Source organism: Streptomyces mayonensis (assembly GCF_018982965.1).
GTDB classification, from domain to species: Bacteria; Actinomycetota; Actinomycetes; order Streptomycetales; family Streptomycetaceae; genus Streptomyces; species Streptomyces mayonensis.
Map to the genome: position 1 here is coordinate 16,184 of NZ_JACBYP010000061.1, position 14,086 is coordinate 30,269.

The window sequence follows — 14,086 nt, forward strand, 5'->3', positions numbered from 1 at the left end:
CCGGCAGTCTCCGCGACTGCCGGGTGCCGGATGCGGGGTGTCGTGTGCCGTGTGCCGGGCCGCGGGAACTACGCCGCGGCGATGGCCCGGTTGACGACCGCCAGGAGGTCCCGCGGAGTCTCGACGTCGTCGAGGACGTCGTCGCCCAGCTCGACCCCGTGGTCCCGGGATATACGGGCGACGGTCTCCAGCAGTGCGAGGGAGTCGTAGCCGAGATCGGTGAAGGCGGAGTCGAGGATGTCTCCGTCGAGGTCGACCGACTCGTCCTCGCCCGCGGACGACCGCATGATGCTGGTGAGGTCCTCCACGCTCAGTTCGGTCACGGCCGTGTTGGCGTCACTCATGAGTTGTCCTTTCGGAGTGAGGTGGGCTTGGTGGAAGCGGAAGCGGAAGCGGAAGCGGAAGCGGAAGCGGAAGTGAAAGCGGAAGGGGAAGGAGGGAAAGGGGACGGAGGGAAAGGGGACGGAGGGAAAGGGAAAGGGGAAAGTGTCCGCGGAAGGGCGAGACCGCAGGGTCCGCCCTTCCTCACGTGTCGCGTCGGACGACGGCCGCGGCGTTGAATCCGCCGCGTCCGCGCGCCACGACCAGTGCGCGGCGCAGGTCCGCCTCGCGCGGCTCCCCGGTGACGAGGTCGATCGGATGCCCGGGGCCGGGGCGCGAGACGTTCGCGGTGTGCGGAATCGCTCCGTCCCGCAGGGCGAGCAGCGCGGTCGCCAGGTCCAGTGACGCCCCGCCCGCGAAGAGACGGCCCGTCATGCTCTTGGGCGCCGTCACCGGGACACCGCCCGGCCCGAACACCTCGCCGAGCGCACGGGACTCCGCCCGGTCGAGCTCGGGCACACCGGCGGCGTCCGCGAACACGACGTCCACGTCCTCGGGGGCCGTACCGGCGTCCCGCAAAGCCCGCCGGATCGCCCGCACCAGCCCCTCGCCGGCCTGGTCCGACGGGACGGGGGCGGGGTCGAACGTCGCCGCGTAGCCCGCGAGTTCGCCGTAGCTGCGGGCGCCGCGCCGCCGTGCGCTCACCGCGTCCTCCAGGACCAGGAACGCGCCTCCCTCGCCCGGCACCTGGCCACCGGCGCCGTCGGCGAAGGGCAGGAACGCGCGGTCGGCACGGCTGCCGGTGCTCATGGCGCCGGAGCTGAGCTGTCCGGCGAGGCCGAGCGGACACAGGGCACCGTCGACGCTCCCGGCGAGCATCGCGGTGGTCCCCTTGCGGATCTGCCGCCGGGCGTTGCCCAGTGCGTCGAGGCCGCCGGCCGCGTCGGTCACCACGGTGCTGCTGGAGCCCCGCAGGCCGTGCCGGATGGAGACCTGGCCGGTGTTCACGGCGTAGAACCAGGCGAAGGACTGGTACGCGCTGACGAACCGCCCGCCCTTGCTCCACAGGTTCTGCAGCTCCCGCTGCCCGAACTCGAACCCGCCCATCGACGACGCCGTGGCCACCCCCATGCCGTACGGGTCGAGCCGGCCGGGGTCGAGCGCGCTGTCGCGCAGCGCCTCGTCGGCCGCGTACAGGGAGAGCCGGGTGCCGTGGTCGGTCTGCGGGAGGAGCCGGCTCGGGATGTGCTCCCCGGGGTCGAAGTCCCGCACCTCCCCGGCCAGCCGCAGCGGATACCCGCTCGCGTCGTAGCGGGTCGTCGGGGCGATGCCGCTGCGTCCGGCCAGCGTCGCCGCCCAGTACGCCTCGGTGCCCATCCCGTTGGGCGCGGCCACGCCGACGCCGGTGACCACCGCCTGTACCGTGCCGCCGGCGCTCATGCCGCCGCCCGCTCGGGACGGGCCAGGACGATGGCCGTCTGGAAGCCGCCGAAGCCGCTGCCGACGCTCAGCACGTTGTCGACCTCTGCCTCCCTGGCCCGCAGCGGCACGTAGTCCAGGTCGCAGACCGGGTCGGGCTCGTGGAGATTGGCCGTCGGCGGGACCAGCCCGTCGCGCATGGCGAGCACGCAGGCGACCAGCTCCAGCGCGCCGATCGCGCCCAGCGAGTGCCCGATCATCGACTTCACCGAGCTGACCGGGACGTCGTAGGCGTGCCGCCCCAGTGCGGTCTTGAAGGCGGCGGTCTCGTGCCGGTCGTTCTGCTTGGTGCTCGACCCGTGCGCGTTGACGTAGTCGATCGACTCGGGCGCCAGGCGGGCCTCGGCGAGGGCGTGCGTGATGGCGTCGGCCATCTCCGCCCCGTCGGACCGCAGTCCGGTCATGTGGTAGGCGTTGCAGCGCGTGCCGACCCCCGCGACCTCGGCGTAGATCCGGGCCCCGCGCCGCCTGGCGTGCTCCAGCTCCTCCAGCACCAGCACCGCGGCCCCTTCGCCCAGGACGAGCCCGTTGCGCGTCGCGTCGAACGGGCGCGAGGCGTGCTCCGGGTCGTCGTTGCGGGGAGTGGTCGCCTTGATGGCGTCGAAACAGGCCAGGGTGATCGGCGAGATCGGAGCGTCGGTGCCGCCGCTGATCACGACGTCGGCACTGCCCTCGCGGATCAGGTCCGTGGCGTGGCCGATCGCGTCGAGGCCCGAGGTGCAGCCGTCCGAGACGAGCGCCACGGGGCCCTGCGCCCCCACCAGCCGCGCCAGTTCCACCGCGATGGAACTCGGTACGAAGTGGTCGTAGAGGTGCGGCACGGCGTAGCGGTGGTCGACCAGCCAGTCGGATCCCTCGTTGCTGAGGACCGTGTACTCCTCCTCCATGCTCGTCGTGCAGCCCACGGCGTTGCCGAGGGACACCCCGACGGCGGCGGGGTCGTCCGCGGGCAGGTCCAGCCCGCTGTCGGCGACGGCCTCGCGGGCGGCGGCGACGGCGAACTGGGTGGCCCGGTCCATGCGCCGGACCTCCTGCCGGCCGAGGCCGGCGGCCAAGGGGTCGAAGTCGCATTCGGCGGCGACCCGGGACCGGTAGGGCGCGGGATCGAAGGAAGAGATCGTACGCGTGGCCGTGCGGCCGTTCGAGATCAGCTCCCAGTACTCCTTGGCGCCCGGCTTGCCGGGGGCCACTGCACCGATCCCCGTAATGACGATGCGACGCTCCATGACATCCTCACTCACAGTCGGCGGGGTCCGGTGACCGGCCCCGGCCTGTCACGCTCGCAGCCCTGCCTGGTGGCGGGATGGTGGACCTCTGGTTGCGTGCTGGGCCCGTTCAGGGCGTGCTCGCCGGTGCCGCAACCGGCAGCCGGTCGGGCACCGGCCACCCCTCCGCCGCCAGCGCCTCGACCGCCGTACGCAGCGTCCGCAGGTCCGACGCGTCGCCCCGGGCGCGGGCCGGCAGCATCGCCCGGGCGGTGGAGCGGCCGGTGCCGACCGCCGGATGCCGCTTGGCGAGGGCGGTGAGCCCCTGCCCGGGCCCGGCCTCGAGGAGCAGCAGCTCGCCGGTGCCCAGCAGCGCGTCGAGCGTGGGGCCGAAGAGCACGGGGGCGGCCGGCTGCCCGGCCCAGAACCGCGCGTCCCGCGCCTCGTCCGGGGAGAGCGGTCCTCCCGTGTACGCCGAGTGCAGCGCCAGCCGCGGGGCCCGCAGCGGCAGCCGGGACAGCGCGGGCAGCGCCGCCCGCGCGGCCGGGGCGAGGGCCGGACTGTGGAACGGGCTCAGGGCACGGGTGCGGCGGCAGGTGAACCCCGCCGCGCGCAGCCGCGCCTCCGACTCGGCGAGCGGCTCCTCGGAGCCGGCCAGGATCACCTGGCGCGGTGCGTTGACGGCGCCGACGACCACGTCGGAGTGCAGGTAGGGCGCCATGTCGTCGGCCGCCGCGTGCACGGCCAGCATGCCGCCGGCCGGTGCGGAGGCGATGTGCGCCACCCGGTCGGCCATCAGCCCGGCCGCCTCCTCCAGGGTGAAGACACCGGCCAGGGTCGCCGCCGCCACCTCGCCGACGCTGTGACCGAGCAGGGCCGCGGGGCGCACCCCCCAGTCGAGCACCAGGCGGCCCAGCGCCCAGTCGACGGCGAACAGCAGGGGCTGGGCCCGGTGCACCCCGTCCAGGTCCACGTCCGGGGAGCCGGACAGCCAGTCGGCGCGCAGCGCGGCGCCCTCCGCGCCCCACACCTCGAACACCTCGTCCACGAGGCGGCGGAACGGCGGATGGGCGTGGTACAACCCCGCAGCCATCAGGTGCTGTTGGGCGCCCTGCCCGGGGAACAGCAGGGCGACTCCACGGGGAGCCGGGGACGGGGACGGGGGCGAAGGGGTCGGTTGCACGGCTGCCTCCTCGGGGCGGAACGGGAACGGTGCGACGGCCGCACTCTCGCACCGCGCCCTGGAGGCTCGGTCTCGGCGGGGCGAGAGCCGCCCCGCGCCTCTCCAGCGGGCCCCCATCCGACTCCCAGCCCCCGTTTCCACACTGGGAAGCACGGCGGACGGAACGCGACCCGTTCCCTTCGACCCAGCGCGCGCCCACCGCACACGGCCGCCGGACCACGGTCACCAACCGTCGTCCGGCGGCCGTTGGGGTTGACGGGCCCGGCGCGGTCCGTGTTCGACAGGCCGGACGAAGTTCGGACAGGCCAGACGGAGAAGGCAGGGAGGCCGCTCAGTGGAGAGGCAGCAGCACCGCGCCGACGTGGTGATCGTCGGCAGCGGCTATGGAGGATCGATCGCCGCCCTGAGGCTGGCGGAAGCGGGGGTCGACGCCGTTCTGCTGGAACGGGGGCGCCGCTGGCCCGTCGACGACGCGGGCGACACCTTCGCGACACAGGCCGCGCCCGACGGGCGTGCCGCATGGCTCAGCGAGACGTCGCCCCTCACCGACGCGAAGCTCGACGTCCACACCGGCGTCCTGGAGTTCGTCGAGGGCAGCGGCATGAACGTGCTCGCCGGTACGGGGGTGGGCGGCGCCTCGCTGGCGACCAACGGCACCATGTGCGAGCCCCCGGCCGAGCTGTTCCGGCGGACCCTGGGCGACGTCCTGGACCACCGCGAGATGCACGAGCGGTGGTACCCCGAGGCACGCGAACTGATCGGCTGCGCACCGATCCCGGACGACGTCTACCACTCCGAGTTCTACCGGTCGGCCCGTTCGTTCGCCGACCAGCTCGACAAGGCCGGGATCCCGTGGGACAAGGTCGACCTCGCCGTGGACTGGGACGTGGTCCGCGAGGAGATGGCGGGCACCCGGGTGCGGTCCCAGATCGACGGGCTGAACGTCTTCGGCGTCAACAGCGGCGCCCAGCGCAGCCTCGACCGTACGGTGCTGGCCCGCGCCGAGGCGTCGGGGCACATCGACGTGCGGCCGCTCAGCGTGGTGACCGCCGTACGCCCGGCCGAAGGCGGAAGCGGATACCACGTCGACTACGAGTCGATCGACGAGCGGGGCGAGGTGCTGCTCCGCCACCGGATCACCGCCGGGCGGCTGGTGCTGTCCGCCGGCACCCTGGGCACCAACCGGCTGCTGCTGCGCGCCAGGGAGAGCGGCGCGCTGCCCGCCCTGCACGCCGCGCTCGGCACCCGCGTCGGCAACAGCGAGGTGATCACGGCCCGTACCGGCATGGACGAGAACAACGCCCGGCAGGGCGGCCCCGCCGCGATCCTCGCGCGGGACTGGGAGGACAACCCGCTCGGGCCGGTGTCGCTGCTCAACTTCCCCTGGCCGCAGGCCCCGGAGGGGGAGGGCTGGACCACCACCATCGGGGCCGTGCCGGCACCCGCGCTGGGCGCCTTCCGGCACGACCCGGCCACGGACGACGTCGTCCTGCACTGGCCTGCCGACGACCCGGCCCTGGAACGCGCGCAGTCGGCCATCGGCCACACCCTGGACCGGCTGAACGAGGCCAACCCGGGCAGCCGTACGGCGTTCAGCCGGATCGGCACCACCGGCGGCAACGTGGTCGGCGGCGTGCCGCTCGGCACGGTGACCGACGACGCGGGCCGGGTGGACGGCTACCGCGGCCTCTACGTGGTGGACGGTTCGCTGCTGCCCGGCACCGGTGTTCCGCCGGCGCTGACCGTGGCCGCCGTGGCGGCGCGTGTGACGTCGACGCTGGTGCGTGACGTCGTCCGGCCCCGCTGACGACTCGGGCACGGACCCGGGCAGCCGACGAGGGCGGCGCCTCCCGGTGTGGGAGGCGCCGCCCGCGTCGGTTCCCGCGGACCGCGTCCGGTCAGCCGGCGGCGGCCGGAGCGGTGCGGAAGTGCGGGACGACCTGTTCGGCGAAGAGCCGCATGCTGCGCGCGGACTCCTCGTGGCTGGGGTTGCCGGAGATCACCTGGAGGCTGACGGAGATGTCCCCGAACCACTCACGGATCGTCCGGAGCCGTTCGGTGACCTCCTCGGGAGTGCCGACCAGCACCTTGTTGTCGGCCAGTGACCGGTCGAAGTCCGCCCGTGCGATGTTCTCCACGACCTTCTCGTACCCGGCGTACACCTCGCTGCGCCGCTCGCCCCAGGCGGCCACCGCGTCCCGCATGACCTCGTTGGAACGCCGGGAGTACTCCTTGCCCTTGGCCCTGGCCTCGGCGGCGTCCTCACTGAGGTAGCAGTTGTAGCTCATGTGGACCTCGCCCTGTCCGGGATGGCCCGCCTCCGCCCACGCCTTGCGGTAGAGGGCGAGCATGTCCTGCACGGTCTCGCGCTTGTTGATCGAGGGGACCATCATCAGGCCGTGGCCGTTCCGGCCGGCCTGCTCGCACGAGGACGCGGTCTTCGCCGTCGCCACCAGGATCGGCGGATGCGGGCGCTGGTGGGGCCGCGGCAGCAGGGTGACCGGGCCGAAGGAGTGGAAGGCGCCGTCCCAGACGACGTCCTCCTCGCTCCACAGCTTGCGGCAGGCCCTGACGCCCTCCTCGAAGCGTGCCCGGCTCTCGTCCATGTCGATGCCGAAGGCGTCGAACTCGTCGGGCAGGAAGGCCCGTCCGAAGCCGACCTGGAGCCGGCCCCGGGAGATGTTGTCGAGCATGGCCAGCTTGCCGGCCAGCTTCAGCGGATGCGTGAACGCCGGAATGACGGCACCGGTCACCAGCTTGATGCGGCTGGTGCGGGCCGCCGCGGCGGCGAGGAACGTGACCGGGTCCGGGCTGTAGCCGCCGTACTTGAAGAAGTAGTGCTCCACCGTCTTGACGTGGTCAAACCCGAGTTCCTCGGCGAGCACGACCAGGTTCAGGCTGTCCTCGAAGTAGTCCGCCGCGTCCTTGTCGTCCGGTCCCACGGTGGGAAAGAAGTTGATGCCGAATTCCATGCTGGCTCCCTTGTGCTGGCAGTCGAGAGGGCGGTCAGAAGACGACGCTCGCGCCGCCGTCCACGGGCAGGACGAGACCGGTGGCGAAGGACGCCTCGGGGCGGGCGAGGGCCACCATCCACCAGGCCACCTCCTCCGGCCGGCCCACGCGCCCGAGCGGCACCCGGTCGCGCTGCCGTGCGCGCAGCCGCGCGATGCCCTCGGCGTCGAGCCCGGCGTGCTCCGCGATCGGCGTCTCGATCGGACCGGGGGCGATGCCCGCGACCCTGATCCCCCTGGGGGCGAGTTCGAGGGCCCAGGTACGGGTGAGGAAGTCGAGGCCCGCCTTGGTCGCGCCGTAGACCGAATGCCCGGCCCAGCCGCGCTGGTTGCCGGCCGTGGTGACGTTGACGACGAGCCCCTTCGCGGCCTCCAGCGCGGGCAGCGCCTCCTGGGTGAGGAACAGCGGCCCGAGCAGGTTGGTGGCCACCTGGTCACGGGCGTTGTCCCGGTCGATGTGTCCCAGGGGCGCGGACCGCATCGTGACGGCGTTGTTGACCAGGACGTCGATGCCGCCGAGTGCGTCCCCGGCCGCCTCCACCACGGCACGTGCCGCCCCCGGGTCCGCCAGGTCGGCGCGAAACGTCCGGACGCCCTCGTGGCCACCGGCCGTCTCGGCGAGCACGCCGGCCCTGCGGCCGACCACCAGGACGCGGGCGCCTTCGGCGGCGAAGGCGTGTGCGGCCGCCCGGCCGATTCCCGTCCCGCCCCCGGTGATCACCACGGCCCGGTCCTGGAGCAGGCCCTGTGCTGGCTGAGTCATGGCTGCAACTTCCTCACTGGGATGCGCGAGGCCGTGCCGGGCACACCCGCCCGGACGGCCCCGCGAAGGATCAGTACTCGTAGCGCTCGCCGTCGGCGCCGACCGGTGACCACCACAGATTTCCCTGGGTGACACCGTCGGCGAACAGGGCGCTGCGGCCCTCGACGATCCGGCCGTCCTCCCAGCGCAGCATGTGCACACCTTCGACCTGCAGCCGCTCGTACGGGGAGGTCGCGTCCTCCTTGGCGTGCTCGCGGTAGCCGTCGAGGCGGTACACGTCGATCGACACGCCGGCCTCCTCGTCGATGAGGACGTCGAGCGTCTCGGACGAGATGCGGCCACCGGTGGCGGCCATCAGCTTGCCCATCTTCGCCAGGTAGTCGTCCAGGCCGACGAACCAGCCGGAGTACTGGTGGTTGCCCGGCATCTGGAAGCGCACGTCCGGCGACCAGTACTGGAGGATCTGCTCACGGTCCCCGGTCACCAGTGACGCGTACGCCGCGGCCACACGCTCGCGTGTCAGCTTGCTCATGCTCACAACCTTCTCTTCTTCGCTGTGCCGTCGGCCGGCTCAGGTGCCGTCGTGGGTGATGAGGCGGTGCTTGACCCGCCACTGGCCGTCCTGGAGGACCAGGACGTCCTCGCCGGTGGTGCTGAGGTAGGTGGCGGCACGGCCGCCCCGCGGGGTCTCGAAGACCATGGCGTAGTAGCGGGTCAGGACCGTCTCCGCGTCCTGCCGCTCGGTGGCGACCATGCCGAACCAGTGCCGCCGCTGTACGTCCTTCTTGGCCAGCCGGTCCATTCCGGCGCGCATCCGCTCGGCGATGACGGCACGGCCCGTCCAGGGCTCCGGCTTCACGTTCTGCGCGAAGACGCCGTCCTCGGTGAAGCCGTCGGCCCATTCCTCGGCCGCCCGCTCGTCGAGGAGCTGCATCTGATGGGCGTAGAACTGCGTGATCCGGGAGTAGGTCTCACCGTCGACCGGGTTGCTGATCTTGAGGGGTCCGGACACCGGATCAGGCCTCCCCGACGCCGGACTCGACCAGGTCGGACAGGTGCGGCTCGCCCTTGACGACGGTGCCCAGAGCCTTGAGCCGGCTGCGGAACTCCGGTTCCTTCAGCGCCTGTTCGAACGAGGCCTGGTCCGTCCACTCGGCGACGTTGAAGTACACCGACGGGTCGCCCTGCGAGCGGACGAGCTGGTAGCGGACGAGGCCCGGACGGGTGCGCATGAACTCGGCGACATGGGCGTAGACGCGTTCCAGGTCCTCGGCCGCTCCGGTGAGTGTCAGTTTGTTGACGAAGACGAACACGACGGCTCCTGTGTCTCGATGGGTGACGGCGGCGCGCTCGCGCGGACCGCCCCTGCCACCTTCGAGGCGCCCGCTGATGGTCTGTTGGGGAGGCGCTGGAGGAGCAAGTCGCCCACCGGAACCCCATCGGTGCTCCAACAGCCCTTCGCAGACTGGGCGCCCGGCCCGCCGGCCCCGTGACGGCGGCGGCCCCGGCCGGCCCGAGTCGGGCCGGCCCAAACGACCCAAGCGACCCAAGGAGTGGCCGTGTCGGACGAGCACGTACCCGTTCTCATCGTGGGCGGCGGCCTTGCGGGCCTCACCACCGCGCTGTTCCTGGGCCTGAACGGCGTCAGGCCGCTGGTGGCGGAGAAGCACCCTGGGACCTCGGTCGTCATGAAGGCGCGCGGGCAGTACCCCCACACCATGGAGGCGCTGCGGATCGGCGGGATCGCCGACCGCATCGCCGCCGCGGGGCCGGACGGCGGCACCGGCGAGTTCTACATGGTGGTGGCCGACAGCCTGGCGGGACCCGTCCTCAAACGGATCATGACCGAGGGCGAGATGGCGATGCGCCATGTCTCGCCCGAGGACTGGGCGATGGCCGGCCAGGAGCGGACCGAGGAGATCCTGGCCGACCGGGCCGCGGAGCTCGGCGCCGAACTCCGCTTCGACACCGAACTGGTGTCGCTGACCCAGTCGGCGGACGCGGCCACCGCCGTGCTGAGGGACGTGCGCACCGGCACCGAGCGGACGGTGACCGCCGACCACGTGGTGGGCGCCGACGGCGCCCACAGCCACGTGCGACGGGAACTGGGCATCGGCATGCACGGCCGCGGCAACCTCGGCGAGATCTTCCGGGTCTTCTTCGACGCCGACCTGAGTGAACAGCTGCGTGAGCTGCCCGGGGTCGCGGAAGGCCGCAAGTTCACGCTCCTGTGGCTCCAGCAGCCCGTACCGGGCGTCTTCTACACCACGGACGTGCCCGGCCGTTACGGCTACGTGCTCGGCATGTCCCAGGACCCGCCCGACTTCGCCGGCTTCACCGAGGAGCGGTGCGCCGAACTGGTCCGCACCGGCCTGGGCCTGCCCGACCTGCCGCTGAAGGTCGTGGAGACGGGGCGCACCGACATCGTCAGCGAGATCGCCGACCGGTTCAGCAGCGGCCGCGTCCACCTGGTGGGCGACGCGGCCAGGCTGGTGCCGGCGCCCGGCGGCCTGGGCGGCAACACCGCGATCACCGACGGCTTCTACCTGGCGTGGAAGCTGGCGATGGTCGTCAAGGGCGAGGCCGGACCCGGCCTGCTCGACAGCCACGACGCCGAACGCCGTCCGGTCTCGGAGATGATCGGGGAGCAGCAGCTGCGCAACACCGTCGAACGACTGGCGGATTACCTGGACGACGGAGCGCTCGCCGCGCCGCTCCCGCCCGTCGTCCAGGCCTTCGGCTACCGGTGCGCGGGCGGCGCGGTCGTCCGCGAGCCCGACGACGCGGGGGAGCTGCTGGAGGACCCGGCCGCCCCGACCGGCCGCCCCGGTTCCCGGGCGCCCTACGTGGCACTGCCCGCGGGCTCGCCCGCCGCGTCCACCACCGCGCTGTTCGGCCGCTCCTTCGTCCTCCTCACCGGGGACGGCACACCGGACGCCTGGACGACCGCGGCCGCCGCGGCGGCCGAACGCCTCGGCATCACCCTGCCGGTGCACCGGCTCGCCGGCACCGAGTGGGAGAAGAGCTACGGCGTGAGCGGGGCGGGAGCGGTACTGGTGCGGCCCGACCGCTTCGTCGCCTGGCGCTCCACCGGACCGGCCGCGGACGGCGACGCCGCGCGTCAGGCGCTGGAGAGCGCCCTGCGCACCGTCCTGGACCGCCCCCTCCCGGCGCACGACGCCCCATAGGCACCGGCCCCTCGAACCATCCCGCACATGTACGGACGGACAAGGAGACGAACATGATTCTGGTGACCGGAGCCACGGGAAACGTGGGCGGAAAGGTGCTGTCGCTGCTGCGTGCGGGCGGGCACAAGGTGCGGGCGCTCACCCGCGACCCGCAGCGGGTGGCGTTCCCCGAGGGGGCGGACCTGGAGGTGGTCGCCGCCGACCTGGGGCGCCCCGGGACACTGGCGCCCGCACTGGACGGCGTACAGAAGGTCTTCCTGATGTCGCTCGGCGCGAACAAGGCGACCCACGACGCGCACATGGTGGCCGCCGCGCGGGCGGCCGGAGTCGAGCACATCGTGCAGCTCTCCACCCTCGGGGTGGAGGTGGCCGAGGACGCGCGGGCGAACCCGCTCGGCCACTGGCACCGGATCGCCGAGGAGGCACTGCGGGACTCCGGGCTGCCCTGGACGATTCTGCGGCCGAACGGCTTCATGAGCATGAACCTCGGCTGGGCCGCCTCGATCAAGGCCGAGGGAGTCGCCCGCGGCCCGCTCGCGGACGTCTGGGAGGCGATCGTCGACCCGCGGGACATCGCCGAGGTGGCTGCGCGGGCGCTCACCGAGGACGGCCACGAGGGCCGGATCCACGAACTGACCGGCCCGCAGGCGCTGACCGGCCGCGAGCAGCTCGCCGTGCTCGCCGGGCTGCTCGGGAGGGACCTGCGCTTCGAGACCGTTCCGCTCGCCGCGCACCGCGAGACGATGCTGCGTCACTTCTCCGAGGAGACCGTGAACGGGGTGATCAGGACGCTGGAGGAGGCGATCGAGCACGGCAGCGAACTGCACGGCCGGCTGTCGCCCGACGTCCGCCGGGTCCTGGGCCGGGAGCCGCGCTCCTTCGCCGAGTGGGCCCGCGACCACCTGGACCTCTACCGCTCCTGACGGCTTCGTGCCCCGCCCGGGGGACCGGCCCGCCCGGGCGGGCCGGTGGGAGAACTGGCACACTCTGTACCGGACAGCAGATCAACGAACCACGGGGAGCCGACATGTCCACGCCTGCCGACGCCACAGGACACATCCCGCCGGCGCCGGAGCGCGGCATGGACCCACGGGCGGCCCGCAGCCGGGCCGCCGCCCTCGCGGCCGCCCAGGAACTGCTCGTGGAACAGGGGTGGTCCGCGGTCACCCACGTCGCCGTCGCCGCCCGTAGCGGCGTGGGCCGCACCACCCTGTACCGCCACTGGCCGGACTCCCCGTCCCTCATCTACGAGGCCATCGCCCAGCGCATCGCGAGCGCCCGCCCCACGCGCAGCGGCGTGCTCCGCGACGACCTGATCGGCCAGCTCAACGGTTTGCGGGCCCTGCTGCACGACCCGGTGGGCGAGCGCGGGATGCGGGTGGTCGTCGAGCGGGCCGGTGTCGACCCGGCCTTCGCCGGGCTCAAGGAGGCGCTGTACCAGGCGGGCTCCGGAGGGTTCCGCGCGATCATCGAAGGGGCGAAGGAGAGCGGCGAACTCCCCGGCGGCCTGGACACCGAGCTGGCCATCGACCAGCTCGCGGGCCCGCTGATGTTCCGACGGCTCCTCGCGGAGCGCACCTTCGGCGCGGAGTACGTGCGGACCGTCGTCGACGGCTTCCTCGCGGCCAACGCGTCGTCCCGGCCGGGCGCCGCGGTGGGGGACGGCGAGCGCTGAGGCGCCGCGGCGGGGCGCCGCGGTGGGGGACGGCGAGCGCTGAGGCGCCGCGGCGGGGCGCCGCGGTGGGGGACGGCGAGGGCCGAGGCGCCGCCCCCGCCGAGGGACGCGCCGCTTCCGCCCCCGCCGGCGCGGCGTGGCACTCGCTCAGCGTCGCACGAGCTGCTCCGGGCGCCCGGCGGCCGCTCCGACGGCCACCAGGTCGCCGCCCGCGGGCAGCCGGCGCCCGATCGGCGCGCCGGGTTCGGCGGTCAGCACGGAGTCGGTGCGCGCCGGGACGTCGAGGGCGGGGTCGCCGGCCAGGATCGCCTGGTGCAGCCGGCGCACCCGCGGTGAGGGGTCGAGCCCCAGCTCGTCGCGGAGCACGGTGCCCAGCCGCCGCAGCACCTCGAGCGCCTGGGTCCGGCGGCCGGTGCGGTGCAGCGCGAGCATGAACTGGGCGTGCAGGCCTTCGTGCATGGGGTACTTGGCCGTGAGCCGGCTCAGCTCCCCCAGCAGCTCCTGGTGCCTGCCGAGCCGCAGGTCCGCTGCGATGCGCTGCTCCTGCACGCTCGTGCGCTCCTCCTCCAGGCCGACGAGCAGGGCCCGCAGGACGGGACCGCGCTGTACGTCGGAGAGCGCGGACCCCTGCCACAGCCGCAGGGCTTCGGAGAGACAGGCCGAGGCCCGCACGTCGTCGTGGTGGAGCGCCGAACGGCCTTCGCGCACCAGGGACCAGAACCGGTTGGTGTCGAGTTCGTCGCTGCGCACGGCCAGCAGATAGCCGCCGTCGCGGGTTTCCAGGATGAGACGGGCCGCCTGGAGGCTGCCGATCCGGGGCACCCGCCGCAAACTGCGCCTGAGCTGGAGTATGTACGACTGGAGAGTGGAGAGTGCGCTGTTGGGAGGGGAGTTCTCCCACAGCTCTTCGATGCACGTGTCGGTGGACACGACCTGGTTCGCGTTGAGGAGCAGCAGAGTGAGCAGCTGTCGCTGCTTCGGGGCTGTCGGCGTGTAGGACTTCCCGCCCTCGTACATGCGCAGGGGTCCCAGTACGGAGAATTCCACGTCGGTCTCGCACACCTTCCGGAATAGTGACAGGATTCGTATCGCCCGCGTTCGGCGGGGTGGTCAGTACCCCCTGTGTTGTGCGGCGCGAAATCGCCGAATTGGAACGAAGGTTAATCGGGTGTGCACATCTGCCGTCAACCGGCGGTCAACACCCTCCGGGCTTCCTCGCAATTACAGCTCGTGACCTGCGGAAACATTCCTTGGGTCGGAG

Annotated in this window: 14 protein-coding genes; 4 read left to right on the forward strand and 10 right to left on the reverse strand. The window is 73.0% G+C overall.

Annotated elements, in window-relative coordinates; translation table 11 throughout:
- Positions 1-68: 68 nt before the first annotated feature.
- The 4 genes from HZS56_RS22170 to HZS56_RS22185 form a co-directional block, all read right to left on the reverse strand.
- Positions 69-344, reverse strand: coding sequence for an acyl carrier protein (locus HZS56_RS22170; RefSeq protein WP_216722516.1), 276 nt, complete (start codon positions 342-344; stop codon positions 69-71).
- A 181-nt stretch (positions 345-525) separates the two neighbouring features.
- Complete coding sequence (locus HZS56_RS22175) at positions 526-1,761, reverse strand: ketosynthase chain-length factor (protein ID WP_216722517.1); 1,236 nt, start codon at positions 1,759-1,761, stop codon at positions 526-528.
- Positions 1,758-3,026: a beta-ketoacyl-[acyl-carrier-protein] synthase family protein gene (locus HZS56_RS22180; protein ID WP_216722518.1), complete on the reverse strand. Its 1,269-nt coding sequence runs from the start codon at positions 3,024-3,026 to the stop codon at positions 1,758-1,760. Before HZS56_RS22180 ends, HZS56_RS22175 begins: the two co-directional genes overlap by 4 nt.
- A 109-nt stretch (positions 3,027-3,135) precedes the next feature.
- The gene (locus tag HZS56_RS22185) at positions 3,136-4,188 is read right to left on the reverse strand and encodes an acyltransferase domain-containing protein (RefSeq protein WP_308408128.1); all 1,053 of its coding nucleotides are present in this window, start codon (positions 4,186-4,188) and stop codon (positions 3,136-3,138) included.
- Positions 4,189-4,522: 334 nt separating this feature from the next.
- Between HZS56_RS22185 and HZS56_RS38935 the strand changes: the two genes are divergently transcribed.
- On the forward strand, positions 4,523-5,995 hold the full coding sequence (locus HZS56_RS38935) for a GMC oxidoreductase (RefSeq protein WP_216722520.1): 1,473 nt from the start codon (positions 4,523-4,525) through the stop codon (positions 5,993-5,995).
- Positions 5,996-6,086: 91 nt separating this feature from the next.
- Here HZS56_RS38935 and HZS56_RS22195 read toward each other — a convergent pair whose 3' ends face one another.
- From HZS56_RS22195 to HZS56_RS22215, 5 genes are all read right to left on the reverse strand, one after another.
- Positions 6,087-7,160 carry an LLM class flavin-dependent oxidoreductase gene (locus HZS56_RS22195; protein ID WP_216722521.1) on the reverse strand — a complete coding sequence of 358 codons (1,074 nt, stop codon included), beginning with the start codon at positions 7,158-7,160 and terminating at the stop codon, positions 6,087-6,089.
- 34 nt (positions 7,161-7,194) lie between these two features.
- A complete protein-coding gene (locus tag HZS56_RS22200) occupies positions 7,195-7,962 on the reverse strand; it encodes an SDR family NAD(P)-dependent oxidoreductase (protein ID WP_216722522.1) in 768 nt (255 codons plus the stop codon).
- A 70-nt stretch (positions 7,963-8,032) separates the two neighbouring features.
- The gene (locus HZS56_RS22205; protein ID WP_216722523.1) at positions 8,033-8,494 is read right to left on the reverse strand and encodes a nuclear transport factor 2 family protein; all 462 of its coding nucleotides are present in this window, start codon (positions 8,492-8,494) and stop codon (positions 8,033-8,035) included.
- A gap of 39 nt (positions 8,495-8,533) precedes the next feature.
- On the reverse strand, positions 8,534-8,974 hold the full coding sequence (locus tag HZS56_RS22210; RefSeq protein ID WP_308408129.1) for a nuclear transport factor 2 family protein: 441 nt from the start codon (positions 8,972-8,974) through the stop codon (positions 8,534-8,536).
- A gap of 4 nt (positions 8,975-8,978) precedes the next feature.
- Entirely contained in the window at positions 8,979-9,275 is a 297-nt protein-coding gene (locus HZS56_RS22215; protein ID WP_308408130.1) for an antibiotic biosynthesis monooxygenase family protein, read from the reverse strand.
- Between the two features lie 246 nt (positions 9,276-9,521).
- On the opposite strand from HZS56_RS22215, the gene HZS56_RS22220 reads away from it, so the two are divergent.
- From HZS56_RS22220 to HZS56_RS22230, 3 genes are all read left to right on the forward strand, one after another.
- Complete coding sequence (locus HZS56_RS22220; RefSeq protein WP_216722524.1) at positions 9,522-11,150, forward strand: FAD-dependent monooxygenase; 1,629 nt, start codon at positions 9,522-9,524, stop codon at positions 11,148-11,150.
- A gap of 53 nt (positions 11,151-11,203) precedes the next feature.
- Positions 11,204-12,073 (forward strand): NAD(P)H-binding protein, encoded by an 870-nt coding sequence (locus HZS56_RS22225; protein WP_216722525.1) that lies wholly within the window; start codon positions 11,204-11,206, stop codon positions 12,071-12,073.
- Between the two features lie 104 nt (positions 12,074-12,177).
- Entirely contained in the window at positions 12,178-12,825 is a 648-nt protein-coding gene (locus HZS56_RS22230) for a TetR/AcrR family transcriptional regulator (protein WP_216722526.1), read from the forward strand.
- Between the two features lie 147 nt (positions 12,826-12,972).
- Here HZS56_RS22230 and HZS56_RS22235 read toward each other — a convergent pair whose 3' ends face one another.
- Entirely contained in the window at positions 12,973-13,872 is a 900-nt protein-coding gene (locus tag HZS56_RS22235) for an AfsR/SARP family transcriptional regulator (RefSeq protein WP_308408131.1), read from the reverse strand.
- Positions 13,873-14,086 lie beyond the last annotated feature (214 nt).

Excerpts from the sequence above, each read along its gene's own strand:
- HZS56_RS22205 (WP_216722523.1), bottom strand. The coding sequence starts at position 8,494 with ATGAGCAAGCTGACACGCGAGCGTGTGGCCGCGGCGTACGCGTCACTG.
- HZS56_RS22200 (WP_216722522.1), bottom strand. The coding sequence starts at position 7,962 with ATGACTCAGCCAGCACAGGGCCTGCTCCAGGACCGGGCCGTGGTGATC.
- HZS56_RS22170 (WP_216722516.1), bottom strand. The coding sequence starts at position 344 with ATGAGTGACGCCAACACGGCCGTGACCGAACTGAGCGTGGAGGACCTC.
- HZS56_RS22230 (WP_216722526.1), top strand. The coding sequence starts at position 12,178 with ATGTCCACGCCTGCCGACGCCACAGGACACATCCCGCCGGCGCCGGAG.
- HZS56_RS22195 (WP_216722521.1), bottom strand. The coding sequence starts at position 7,160 with ATGGAATTCGGCATCAACTTCTTTCCCACCGTGGGACCGGACGACAAG.
- HZS56_RS22180 (WP_216722518.1), bottom strand. The coding sequence starts at position 3,026 with ATGGAGCGTCGCATCGTCATTACGGGGATCGGTGCAGTGGCCCCCGGC.
- HZS56_RS22225 (WP_216722525.1), top strand. The coding sequence starts at position 11,204 with ATGATTCTGGTGACCGGAGCCACGGGAAACGTGGGCGGAAAGGTGCTG.
- HZS56_RS22175 (WP_216722517.1), bottom strand. The coding sequence starts at position 1,761 with ATGAGCGCCGGCGGCACGGTACAGGCGGTGGTCACCGGCGTCGGCGTG.